At 66.1% G+C, this 12,658-nt stretch carries 4 protein-coding genes, 3 rRNA genes and 1 pseudogene; 6 read left to right on the top strand and 2 right to left on the bottom strand.

Features of this window, described 5'->3' with window-relative positions; all coding sequences use genetic code 11:
* Positions 1 to 473: 473 nt before the first annotated feature.
* Positions 474 to 1,221 (bottom strand): annotated as a pseudogene (locus ABD794_RS01755) (TetR/AcrR family transcriptional regulator).
* A 428-nt stretch (positions 1,222 to 1,649) separates the two neighbouring features.
* Between ABD794_RS01755 and ABD794_RS01750 the strand changes: the two are divergent.
* Both ABD794_RS01750 and ABD794_RS01745 read left to right on the top strand, forming a co-directional pair.
* Complete coding sequence (locus tag ABD794_RS01750; protein ID WP_344960521.1) at positions 1,650 to 2,945, top strand: NAD(P)/FAD-dependent oxidoreductase; 1,296 nt, start codon at positions 1,650 to 1,652, stop codon at positions 2,943 to 2,945.
* A gap of 266 nt (positions 2,946 to 3,211) precedes the next feature.
* The gene (locus tag ABD794_RS01745) at positions 3,212 to 4,945 is read left to right on the top strand and encodes an ATP-binding SpoIIE family protein phosphatase (RefSeq protein ID WP_344960520.1); all 1,734 of its coding nucleotides are present in this window, start codon (positions 3,212 to 3,214) and stop codon (positions 4,943 to 4,945) included.
* Positions 4,946 to 5,013: 68 nt separating this feature from the next.
* Here ABD794_RS01745 and ABD794_RS01740 read toward each other — a convergent pair whose 3' ends face one another.
* Positions 5,014 to 6,342, bottom strand: a complete 1,329-nt coding sequence (locus tag ABD794_RS01740) for an MFS transporter (RefSeq protein ID WP_344960519.1) — start codon at positions 6,340 to 6,342, stop codon at positions 5,014 to 5,016.
* A gap of 145 nt (positions 6,343 to 6,487) precedes the next feature.
* On the opposite strand from ABD794_RS01740, the gene ABD794_RS01735 reads away from it, so the two are divergent.
* From ABD794_RS01735 to rrf, 4 genes are all read left to right on the top strand, one after another.
* Positions 6,488 to 7,036, top strand: coding sequence for a MarR family winged helix-turn-helix transcriptional regulator (locus tag ABD794_RS01735; RefSeq protein ID WP_344960518.1), 549 nt, complete (start codon positions 6,488 to 6,490; stop codon positions 7,034 to 7,036).
* A 555-nt stretch (positions 7,037 to 7,591) separates the two neighbouring features.
* A 16S ribosomal RNA gene (locus tag ABD794_RS01730) occupies positions 7,592 to 9,115 on the top strand.
* A 277-nt stretch (positions 9,116 to 9,392) separates the two neighbouring features.
* Positions 9,393 to 12,517 (top strand): 23S ribosomal RNA (locus tag ABD794_RS01725).
* Positions 12,518 to 12,595: 78 nt separating this feature from the next.
* A 5S ribosomal RNA gene (gene rrf, locus ABD794_RS01720) occupies positions 12,596 to 12,658 on the top strand; the annotation flags it as partial.

The raw sequence follows: 12,658 nt of genomic DNA, 5'->3' as shown, positions 1-12,658 counted from the left end.
GAACGCGCCGCCCCACTCGCTCCCGCGCTGCTGGGGCAGGCTCGGCCCGCCGCCGTGGCGGGCCCGGCCACGGCCGCGCGGACCGCCCTGGCCGGGTACGCCGGGCGGCGCGCGATGCGATGCCGCAGCGCTCGACTCCTCGCTCCCGTGCGGCTCTTCCCGCCCGTCACTCCCATAGCGGAGGCTCCCGTGCACGCCGGACACCGAACAGCGGCCCAGCGTCGCACAGCCACCTGCGCCTGTGCAGACGCACGAACGGCAACCACTCGTCCGGGGAGCCTTCGCACACCGGAGCGCTCGGCGGCCACACGCCATCGGCCGCTGTCCGCCCGTCTCGACAGTCAATCAACGGTCACCCGACCGGGAACACCTTCCGAACGCCCGCCTCCTTTCGGGAGCACCCGGATCGCCGCTGCGTCGATCGCCGCTGCGCCGATCCGACTCACCTACGGACCGGAGCCCGGCCGGCCGGCCTACGCGGCAGGCCGCGAGCGCAGCCCCTCCAGCAGGATGTCCAGCAGCCGCGAGGACGCGGCCGCCTGCTGCGCCGCGTCCGGCAGCGAGGGTGCCGCCGTGGCGATCACCAGCAGCACGTCGGCGACCGTGACGTCCGGGCGCAGCTCGCCGGCCGACCGGGCCCGGTCCACCAGACGCCCGACGACCTCGCAGCAGCGCCGCGGCGCCCGCACCGTCCCGCTCCTCGACGGGGGCCGCCGGTGCTCGACGAGCCGCAGCTCGTGCAGCTGGCCGCCGGGACCCGCCCGGCTGCCGCTGCTGCGGCACCCGCGCCTGCGGCGGCACGGCCGGCTCCGCGGCCTCCACCTCGACCCCGACGCGCAGCACCTGCGGCGGCAGCAGCCGCCCCGCGCCCGAGGCCACCGAGGTGCGCAGGAACCGCGACAGCGCGGACCACGGCTCGTCCTCCTGGCCCAGAGCCGTGCGCGCCTGCTCGGTCAGCCGTGCGGTCTCTTCCTCGGCTATGCGCCTGACCAGTACGTCCTTGCTCGGGAACCGTCGGTAGACCGTCCGACGCCCACGCGGGCCCGGCGCGCCACGTCCTCCATCGGCGCCCCGTACCCCAGCTCGCCGAAGACCTCGCGAGCCGCCCTCAGGCACGTGCTCCAGGTTGCGCTGGGCGTCCACGCGCAGCGGCGTGTTACGACCGCCGTTGCCGTCCGACGGCGCGACAGCGGTCGACCAATGAGTGCCCTGAATTGGCATGTTTTCCCCCGGTTATGACGTCTCCCCCCGGAGACTCCCCGCCCTGACTGCCGGGACACGGCGCTTTCGGCGCCCCGACGAAGTACGAACATAGTTGAGCCCACGTCAAGAAAGAAGGGGGGTAGTTCCGCACAGTCCACCCCCAATTGGAGTACGCGCCGGGAGCCGGTTGATTCCGCACCACTTCACCACCCCGGCGCATCCTTGCTGACCTGCGGACCTTCTTACGACAGGGGCAACAGGACGGGCGGCAGGCCAGCTCTGCCGCCAGTCATATGTTCGGCCCGGCCCTGTGGACAAACTCCGGTAACTCGGTGCGTCATGGGAGAGAGCTGTGAACGCGAGGATGCGAAGGGACAGCCTTGGCCAAAGAATCGGCGGTGAGGCGAGCGGCGCGCATTCTGGTCGTGGGCGGCGGATACGTGGGCATGTACGCCGCGCTGCACCTCCAGCGCCGGCTCAGAAAGGGCGAGGCCGAGATCCTGGTCGTCAGCCCCGACCCCTACATGACCTACCAGCCCTTCCTCCCCGAGGCCGCGGCCGGCTCCATCTCGCCGCGCCACGTCGTCGTCCCGCTCCGCCGCACCCTCAAGCGGTGCGAGGTCGTCGTCGGCGAGGTGACCTCCGTCGACCACGCCGGACGCACCGTGCACGTGAGCACCCTCGCCACCGAGGAGGAGGGCGTCGGCGACATCCCCCTCCACTACGACGAACTGATCGTCGCCCCCGGCTCCGTCTCCCGCACCCTCCCCGTCCCCGGACTCGCCGAGCACGGCATCGGCTTCAAGACCGTCGAAGAGGCCATCGGCCTGCGCAACCACGTCCTCGAACAGCTCGACATCGCCTCCTCCACCCGCGACCCCGAGGTCCGCGACGCCGCCCTCACCTTCGTCTTCGTCGGCGGCGGCTACGCGGGCGTGGAGGCCCTGGCCGAGCTGGAGGACATGGCCCGCTACGCGTCCCGCTACTACCACAACATCTCCCCCGACGACCTGCGGTTCCTGCTCGTCGAGGCCACCGACCGGATCCTCCCCGAAGTCGGCCCCGAGATGGGCCGCTACGCCCTGCGGGAACTGCGCGGCCGCAACATCGACGTACGCCTCGGGACCCGCCTCGACTCCTGCGAGGACCGCGTCGCGGTGCTCAGCGACGGCTCGCGCCACCCCGCCCGCACCCTGGTGTGGACCGCCGGGGTCCGGCCGCACCCCGTCCTCGCCGCCACCGATCTCCCGCTCGACGAACGCGGCCGCGTCCGGTGCCGGCCCGACCTTCGGGTGGAGGGCACCGACCACGCCTGGGCCGCCGGCGACGCCGCGGCCGTCCCGGACCTGACGGCCGGGAGCGAGGGCGTGTACTGCGCGCCCAACGCCCAGCACGCCGTCCGCCAGTCGAAGATCCTCGCCGGCAACGTCCTCTGCTCCCTGCGCGGCCACTCCCTGCGCCACTACCGGCACGCCTACGTCGGCTCGGTCGCCTCGCTCGGCCTCCACAAGGGTGTCGCACACGTCTACGGACAGAAGTTCAAGGGCTACCCCGCCTGGTTCCTGCACCGCGCCTACCACCTCAGTCGCGTCCCCACCTTCAACCGCAAGGCGCGCGTCCTCGCCGAATGGACCCTCGCGGGACTGTTCAAGCGTGAGATCGTCTCGCTGGGCTCGCTGGAGAACCCCCGGGCGGAATTCGAACTCGCCGCGGGCACCGGCCGCCATCCGGAGGCCAGTTGACGCACGCGCCACGCCGACGCCGGAGCGGGGAACTCCCGGCGACGGCTCCGACGTCTCACGGATGTCAGCCCGGTCGGCCACACTGGACGTGTGACCATGGGTGGGTCCGCACTTCCGAAGAGTAACGATCGCGAGGATTTGGACGTTTGCTGCATTCCCCCGGGGGCCGGCCCCCGCACCGCCAACAACGCCCGCGCGCCGGGCGCGCGGCTTCGCCACCCCACGTCGCCGAGCTGATCCGGACCGACTCCGCGAGGTAATCCTCAGTGAACTTCACCCGCTGGAGCGCCCGGCTCCCCGGCACACAGCGCCGAGCCGCGGCCCGCGCCGACCGCAAGACCGCCACCGCACCGGCCGCCGCCGGCTCCGTCCCCGCGGCCCGCGCCGGATCCGGCCCGCACACCGCGCCCGTCCCCACTCTCGACGGGCTCTCCGTCCACGACCTGCTCGGCCAGGTCCCGGCCCTCGTCGCCGTCGTCTACGGGCCCGATCACCGCATCGCCTACGTCAACGACGCCTACGCCGCCCTCTTCGGCCCCCGCACCCCCGGCGGACCCGCCCGCGAGGCCCTCCCCGAGCTGCAGGAGCTCGGCCTGCTCGCCCTCATGGACCAGGTCCTGCGCAGCGGCCGGCCCCGCACCGTCAAGTCCCGCCGCGTCACCGCGGCCGACACCCCCGGCGCCCCCGACCGGGACACCCGCATCCGGCACGGCTACTACACCTTCACCTGCTCCCCCATCCAGGTCGGGGCCGGCCGGGCCGGGGACGGCGGGCCGGACGAACGCGACGGCGCCCAGCCCGGCGTCCTCGTCTTCGCCGCGGACGTCACCGACCAGGTGGAGGCCGCCGAGCGGCTGCGCATCAGCGAACGCCGCCAGCGCGAGGCCGCCGTCACCCTCCAGCGCAGCCTCCTCCCCCAGGAGCTGGAGCAGCCCGACGACCTCCGGGTCGCCGCCACCTATCAGCCCGGCGGCAAAGACACCGCCGTCGGCGGCGACTGGTACGACGTGATCACCCTCGGCGCCGGCCGCACGGCCCTGGTCATCGGCGACGTCATGGGCCGCGGGGTGCGCGCCGCCGCCGTCATGGGCCAGCTCCGCACGGCGGTCCGGGCCTACGCCCGCCTCGATCTGCCGCCCCACGAGGTGCTCCAGCTCCTCGACGGGCTGGCCGCGGAGATCGACGCCACCCAGATCGCCACCTGCGTCTACGCCGTCCACGATCCCAACGAGGGCCGGCTCGTCTACGCGTCCGCCGGCCACCTGCCGATCCTCGTCCGCGACCCGGAGGGCACGGTCCACCGTGCCGCCGAGCCGACCGGCCCCCCGCTGGGCACCGGCGGCTGGCTGCACACCTCGGGAAGCGTCCCGCTCGGGCCCGGCTCCAGCGCCGTCCTCTATACGGACGGCCTCGTCGAGCGGCGCCGCGAGGACATCGACGAGGGCGTCACCGCCCTCGAGCGCGCCTTCGCCGGCGCCACCGGATCGCCCCAGGTCATGTGCGACCGCCTCATCCGCACCCTCGGCATCACGGAGGAACACGACGACGACGTCGCCGTCCTCGTCCTCCAGCACCCCGCCCGCACCGGCCACGATGCGGAGCTCTTCCACAACGCCGCGCTCGAACTGCTCGGCGGCATCGAGGCCGCGCCCCGCGCCCGCGCCTTCGCCTCCGGCGTCCTGGCCAGCTGGCGCTTCCCCGCCGACCTCCGCGACCTGGGCGTCCTGGCCGCCAGCGAACTCGTGGCCAACTCGCTCCAGCACGGCATGCCCCCGATGCGCCTGCGCCTGCGCCGCACCGACCGGCGCCTGATCATCGAGGTCACCGACGGGGACGACCACCTCCCGCGGCGCCGTCGCGCGGAGCCGGCCGACGAGGCGGGACGCGGCATCTCCATCGTCGCGACCATCGCCTCCTCCTGGGGCTCCCGGCGCACGCCCGGCGGCGGCAAGGCCGTCTGGTGCGAATTCGCCCTCCCGGAGAAGCCCGCCCACGTATGAGGCGGGCCGCCCCTTGGGGCGGCCCGGCGGCGGAGCGGAACGGCGACGGGTCCCGAACGGGACCGCCGTCAGACGCCCACCGGCATCCGTCGGTCGGCATCGCCCGCGATCACGGACGCCTCCACGGCGACGGCGGCGGCATCCGCCCGCCGCTCCTCGGCGGCGCGCACCGGATTGTCCTGGGCGGGCGTGAGCCTGCTGCCCATCCGCAGCGCCAGCACCGAGATCCCCAGCGAGCACAGCACCAGCAGCACGATGTAGGGCGCGTACAGTCCGGCGCCCGCCATCATCCCGCCCGCGGCCGGACCGGCGGCCAGTGCCAGCTGCTTCACCAGGGCGAAGGCCGAGTTGTACTGACCGACCAGCCGGGCCGGCGCCAGATCGGCCACCAGCGGGGCCATCGTCGGCGACAGCATCGACTCGCCGATGCCGAAGAGGGAGAACGTCGAGATCAGCAGCGTGGCCGCGACGGCGTGCGACCCCGATATGAGGCCCGAGACCCCGGCGGCGATCCACGCCACGGTCCATATCAGCCCCACCAGCGCGACGACCCGGCTGCGCCGGCGCCGCTCGACCAGCCGCAGCACGACGAACTGGGTCAGCACGATCGCCGCCGTGTTCGCCGCCAGGGCGATGCCCAGCGTCGACGGCGAGATCTTGGTGACCTCCACCGCGTAGGCCGCGAGACCGGACTCGAACTGGCCGTAGCAGGCGAAGAACATCACGAAGCCCAGGACCAGCAGCTGCACCATCGCCCGGTCCGAGAGCAGCGTCCGCCAGCCGCTCTTCGCGGAGCCGTCGGCCGGTATCGCGTCGTCGACCCTGGGGGCCTTCGGCAGCCGCACGGTCGCGACCGTGGCACCCAGCACCAGGAACATCGCGGACTCGATCGCGAAGAGCCGCACGAAGCTCGACGCGTCGGACGTGTCCACGATCTGGCCGCCGAGCAGGCCACCGACGCCGAGACCGAGGTTGTTGAGGAAGAACTGCATGGCGAACGAGCGCGACCGCGTGGTGGTCGTCGAGCACCAGACGATCATCGTCGCCAGCGCCGGCTGGATGACCGCTATACCGGCACCCAGCGCCGCCGCTGCCGCGATCACCAGCGACTGGGTGTCGGCCAGGCCGAGGCCCATCGACCCGACGGCGGCGGAGACCGTACCCGCGACGGCAACGGGCAGCGGACCGCGGCGGTCGATCGTGCGGCCGACGAACGGCAGCACGAGCAGCGCGGCGACGGCGAACGTCGCAAGCACGACACCTGCCGTGGTCGCGCCGAGATTCCGGACCTGTGACACGTAGATGAACAGGTACGGGACCGTGAAGCCGTTGCCGAACGCGCTCAGCGCGTTGCCCAGCTGGATCCGGCGCAGTGCTGCGCCCATCGCGGTGGTCACACTCACCCCCTAGGCCGAGAAGCGGCCTGGACTGCTGCCCCGCAGGGCAACAGTCCAGGCCTGAAGACTTCAGACGTAAACTTCGAAGCTAAAGAGTACACATCAAAGGGCTTTAGCGGCAAGGGGTCATGTCATACTGCCGCTCATGGCTGACACCCCCGGCCCCGCCGAGCCGAGCCTCGAAGAGCAGATCGCCGCCTACCAGCGCGAGTTCCAGGACCTGGACCCGCAGGTCGAGAAGGTGGTCTCGGCCCTCAGCAGGCTCAATCGGCGCATGAACGTCGCGTACGGTCGGCAGACCGCCGAGCTGGGCATAAGCAATGCCGAGTGGGAGGTCCTCAAGGCCCTCGTCCTCGCGGGCCGCCCCTACCGCCTCGGCCCCGGCGACCTGGCCAAGCGGCTCGGCCTGACCCCCGCCGCCATGACGCACCGCATCGACCGCATGGTCGCGGAGGGCCTCGTGACCCGGGAGCGCGACGGCAGCAACCGCGTCCGGGTGATCGTCGGTCTCACGGACGACGGCCGGGAGAAGTGGCTGGACGCGATGCGGCTCGCCTCGGTCTTCGAGGAGGAGCTCCTCCAGGACCTCACCGGCGACGACCGTGGCAAGCTCGGCGAGCTCCTGACCCGGCTGCTCCGCCGGGTGGAGACGGCCCAGCCGGACGCCGGCGGAAGGCTCCAGGGCCTCGACTGACGCGGTGGGGCCGCGGGTTGACACGGGGGCAGCGGATCCGTAATGTACTCCGAGCTGCCACGGAGCCGGATCGGTTTTTCGGGGCGGCGTTTCACGCCAGCTCGGCGGGATCCACTACTGCACGGCCCCTGAACGGGATGAATTTTGGCATGCCGGAATTCGGTCCGAGACTCCGATTAGGAGTCGCCGGGGAAATCCGCTAAAGTAGTGATCACGCCGGAAGGCGCGAAACACCCCGCTCCAACAGGGGGCCGGAAACGGAATTCGGACCGGAAACGGAACGGAAAACGGATCTGGTAAGGTTGGAAACACCGAAGGGAAGCGCCCGGAGGAAAGCCGAGACCGAGTCTCGGTGAGTACGAAGGAAGCGTCCGTTCCTTGAGAACTCAACAGCGTGCCAAAAGTCAACGCCAGACTATAAAATAACCCCGTCCCGGCCGTTCGGTTGGGATGAGGTTCCTTTGAAAAACACAGCGAGGACGCTGTGAACGGCCGGGCTTATTCCGCCTGGCTGTTCCGCTCAACGCGAGTGTTGAACCCGATTACGGGTACACATTCACGGAGAGTTTGATCCTGGCTCAGGACGAACGCTGGCGGCGTGCTTAACACATGCAAGTCGAACGATGAAGCCTTTCGGGGTGGATTAGTGGCGAACGGGTGAGTAACACGTGGGCAATCTGCCCTGCACTCTGGGACAAGCCCTGGAAACGGGGTCTAATACCGGATATTACCTTCGAGCGCATGCTTGAGGGTGGAAAGCTCCGGCGGTGCAGGATGAGCCCGCGGCCTATCAGCTTGTTGGTGGGGTGATGGCCTACCAAGGCGACGACGGGTAGCCGGCCTGAGAGGGCGACCGGCCACACTGGGACTGAGACACGGCCCAGACTCCTACGGGAGGCAGCAGTGGGGAATATTGCACAATGGGCGAAAGCCTGATGCAGCGACGCCGCGTGAGGGATGACGGCCTTCGGGTTGTAAACCTCTTTCAGCAGGGAAGAAGCGAAAGTGACGGTACCTGCAGAAGAAGCGCCGGCTAACTACGTGCCAGCAGCCGCGGTAATACGTAGGGCGCAAGCGTTGTCCGGAATTATTGGGCGTAAAGAGCTCGTAGGCGGCTTGTCGCGTCGGATGTGAAAGCCCGGGGCTTAACCCCGGGTCTGCATTCGATACGGGCAGGCTAGAGTTCGGTAGGGGAGATCGGAATTCCTGGTGTAGCGGTGAAATGCGCAGATATCAGGAGGAACACCGGTGGCGAAGGCGGATCTCTGGGCCGATACTGACGCTGAGGAGCGAAAGCGTGGGGAGCGAACAGGATTAGATACCCTGGTAGTCCACGCCGTAAACGTTGGGCACTAGGTGTGGGCGACATTCCACGTCGTCCGTGCCGCAGCTAACGCATTAAGTGCCCCGCCTGGGGAGTACGGCCGCAAGGCTAAAACTCAAAGGAATTGACGGGGGCCCGCACAAGCAGCGGAGCATGTGGCTTAATTCGACGCAACGCGAAGAACCTTACCAAGGCTTGACATACACCGGAAACGGCCAGAGATGGTCGCCCCCTTGTGGTCGGTGTACAGGTGGTGCATGGCTGTCGTCAGCTCGTGTCGTGAGATGTTGGGTTAAGTCCCGCAACGAGCGCAACCCTTGTTCTGTGTTGCCAGCATGCCTTTCGGGGTGATGGGGACTCACAGGAGACTGCCGGGGTCAACTCGGAGGAAGGTGGGGACGACGTCAAGTCATCATGCCCCTTATGTCTTGGGCTGCACACGTGCTACAATGGCCGGTACAATGAGCTGCGATGCCGTGAGGTGGAGCGAATCTCAAAAAGCCGGTCTCAGTTCGGATTGGGGTCTGCAACTCGACCCCATGAAGTTGGAGTTGCTAGTAATCGCAGATCAGCATTGCTGCGGTGAATACGTTCCCGGGCCTTGTACACACCGCCCGTCACGTCACGAAAGTCGGTAACACCCGAAGCCGGTGGCCCAACCCTTGTGGAGGGAGCCGTCGAAGGTGGGACTGGCGATTGGGACGAAGTCGTAACAAGGTAGCCGTACCGGAAGGTGCGGCTGGATCACCTCCTTTCTAAGGAGCATATAGCCGACTGCAGACAAACGTTCTGCACGGTTGCTCATGGGTGGAACGTTGACTATTCGGCACGATGGGTGAGGGTTCGCTAGTACTGCTTCGGCGTGGAACGTGAATGTGAACTGGTCGTGTCGGGCACGCTGTTGGGTGTCTGAGGGTGCGGGCTGTACAGCCTGAACCTTCTGCGCTGGCCCCAGTGAACTCCGGTCGTGGATCGGGGGTGGTGGGTGGCTGGTCGTTGTTTGAGAACTGCACAGTGGACGCGAGCATCTGTGGCCAAGTTTTTAAGGGCGCACGGTGGATGCCTTGGCACCAGGAACCGATGAAGGACGTGGGAGGCCGCGATAGGCCCCGGGGAGCTGTCAACCGAGCTGTGATCCGGGGGTGTCCGAATGGGGAAACCCGGCAGTCGTCATGGGCTGTCACCCGCTGCTGAACACATAGGCAGTGTGGAGGGAACGCGGGGAAGTGAAACATCTCAGTACCCGCAGGAAGAGAAAACAACCGTGATTCCGGGAGTAGTGGCGAGCGAAACTGGATGAGGCCAAACCTATGGCGTGTGATACCCGGCAGGGGTTGCGTCGTGGGGGTTGTGGGATCTCTCTTCTGTCGTCTGCCGGCGACAGGACGAGTCAGAAACCGTAGTGATAGGCGAAGGACATGCGAAAGGTCCGGCGTAGAGGGTAAGACCCCCGTAGCTGAAATCATTGCGGCTCGTTTGAGAGACACCCAAGTAGCACGGGGCCCGAGAAATCCCGTGTGAATCTGGCGGGACCACCCGTTAAGCCTAAATATTCCCTGGTGACCGATAGCGGATAGTACCGTGAGGGAATGGTGAAAAGTACCGCGGGAGCGGAGTGAAATAGTACCTGAAACCGTGTGCCTACAAGCCGTGGGAGCGTCGCACAAGGAGCTTGCTTCTTGTGTCGTGACTGCGTGCCTTTTGAAGAATGAGCCTGCGAGTTTGCGGTGTGTTGCGAGGTTAACCCGTGTGGGGAAGCCGTAGCGAAAGCGAGTCCGAATAGGGCGGTTGAGTAGCGCGCCCAAGACCCGAAGCGGAGTGATCTAGCCATGGGCAGGTTGAAGCGGAGGTAAGACTTCGTGGAGGACCGAACCCACCAGGGTTGAAAACCTGGGGGATGACCTGTGGTTAGGGGTGAAAGGCCAATCAAACTCCGTGATAGCTGGTTCTCCCCGAAATGCATTTAGGTGCAGCGTCGTGTGTTTCTTGCCGGAGGTAGAGCACTGGATAGGCGATGGGCCCTACCGGGTTACTGACCTTAGCCAAACTCCGAATGCCGGTAAGTGAGAGCGCGGCAGTGAGACTGTGGGGGATAAGCTCCATGGTCGAGAGGGAAACAGCCCAGAGCATCGACTAAGGCCCCTAAGCGTACGCTAAGTGGGAAAGGATGTGGAGTCGCAGAGACAACCAGGAGGTTGGCTTAGAAGCAGCCACCCTTGAAAGAGTGCGTAATAGCTCACTGGTCAAGTGATTCCGCGCCGACAATGTAGCGGGGCTCAAGCGTACCGCCGAAGTCGTGTCATTGCAGTACATACCCCCAACGGGGACTGTGATGGGTAGGGGAGCGTCGTGTGCCGGGTGAAGCAGCCGCGGAAGCGAGTTGTGGACGGTTCACGAGTGAGAATGCAGGCATGAGTAGCGATACACACGTGGGAAACGTGTGCGCCGATTGACTAAGGGTTCCTGGGTCAAGCTGATCTGCCCAGGGTAAGTCGGGACCTAAGGCGAGGCCGACAGGCGTAGTCGATGGACAACCGGTTGATATTCCGGTACCCGCTTTGAAACGCCCAATATCGAATCAGGCGATGCTAAGTCCGTGAAGCCGTCCTGGACCCTTCGGGGAAAGGGAAGTGGTGGAGCCGACGGACCAGACTTGTAGTAGGTAAGCGATGGGGTGACGCAGGAAGGTAGTCCAGCCCGGGCGGTGGTTGTCCCGGGGTAAGGGTGTAGGCCGTGTGGTAGGTAAATCCGTCACACGTTAAGGCTGAGACCTGATGCCGAGCCGATTGTGGTGAAGTGGATGATCCTATGCTGTCGAGAAAAGCCTCTAGCGAGTTTCATGGCGGCCCGTACCCTAAACCGACTCAGGTGGTCAGGTAGAGAATACCGAGGCGTTCGGGTGAACTATGGTTAAGGAACTCGGCAAAATGCCCCCGTAACTTCGGGAGAAGGGGGGGCCATGTCTGGTGATGAGTCTTGCACTCTGAGCTGGGTGTGGCCGCAGAGACCAGCGAGAAGCGACTGTTTACTAAAAACACAGGTCCGTGCGAAGCCGTAAGGCGATGTATACGGACTGACGCCTGCCCGGTGCTGGAACGTTAAGGGGACCGGTTAGCTTGGATTCGTCCAGGCGAAGCTGAGAACTTAAGCGCCAGTAAACGGCGGTGGTAACTATAACCATCCTAAGGTAGCGAAATTCCTTGTCGGGTAAGTTCCGACCTGCACGAATGGCGTAACGACTTCTCGACTGTCTCAACCATAGGCCCGGTGAAATTGCACTACGAGTAAAGATGCTCGTTTCGCGCAGCAGGACGGAAAGACCCCGGGACCTTTACTATAGCTTGATATTGGTGTTCGGTTCGGCTTGTGTAGGATAGGTGGGAGACTGTGAAGCATGCACGCCAGTGTGTGTGGAGTCGTCGTTGAAATACCACTCTGGTCGTGCTGGATGTCTAACCTGGGTCCGTGATCCGGATCAGGGACAGTGTCTGGTGGGTAGTTTAACTGGGGCGGTTGCCTCCTAAAGAGTAACGGAGGCGCCCAAAGGTTCCCTCAGCCTGGTTGGCAATCAGGTGTTGAGTGTAAGTGCACAAGGGAGCTTGACTGTGAGACCGACGGGTCGAGCAGGGACGAAAGTCGGGACTAGTGATCCGGCGGTGGCTTGTGGAAGCGCCGTCGCTCAACGGATAAAAGGTACCCCGGGGATAACAGGCTGATCTTCCCCAAGAGTCCATATCGACGGGATGGTTTGGCACCTCGATGTCGGCTCGTCGCATCCTGGGGCTGGAGTCGGTCCCAAGGGTTGGGCTGTTCGCCCATTAAAGCGGTACGCGAGCTGGGTTTAGAACGTCGTGAGACAGTTCGGTCCCTATCCGCTGTGCGCGTAGGAGTCTTGAGAAGGGCTGTCCCTAGTACGAGAGGACCGGGACGGACGAACCTCTGGTGTGCCAGTTGTTCTGCCAAGGGCATGGCTGGTTGGCTACGTTCGGGAGGGATAACCGCTGAAAGCATCTAAGCGGGAAGCCTGCTTCGAGATGAGGACTCCCACCCACTTGATGGGGTAAGGCTCCCAGTAGACGACTGGGTTGATAGGCCAGATATGGAAGCCTGGTAACGGGTGGAGTTGACTGGTACTAATAGGCCGAGGGCTTGTCCTCAGTTGCTCGCGTCCACTGTGTTGGTTCTGAAACCACGAACAACCAAAAGTGCCGGTTGTTGATAATGTTTCATAGTGTTTCGGTGGTCATAGCGTTAGGGAAACGCCCGGTTACATTTCGAACCCGGAAGCTAAGCCTTTC

It is taken from the genome of Streptomyces thioluteus, assembly GCF_039535865.1.
This window is presented reverse-complemented; position numbering and strand designations above follow the sequence as displayed.

Excerpts from the sequence above, each read along its gene's own strand:
- ABD794_RS01735 (WP_344960518.1), top strand. The coding sequence starts at position 6,488 with ATGGCTGACACCCCCGGCCCCGCCGAGCCGAGCCTCGAAGAGCAGATC.
- ABD794_RS01750 (WP_344960521.1), top strand. The coding sequence starts at position 1,650 with ATGTACGCCGCGCTGCACCTCCAGCGCCGGCTCAGAAAGGGCGAGGCC.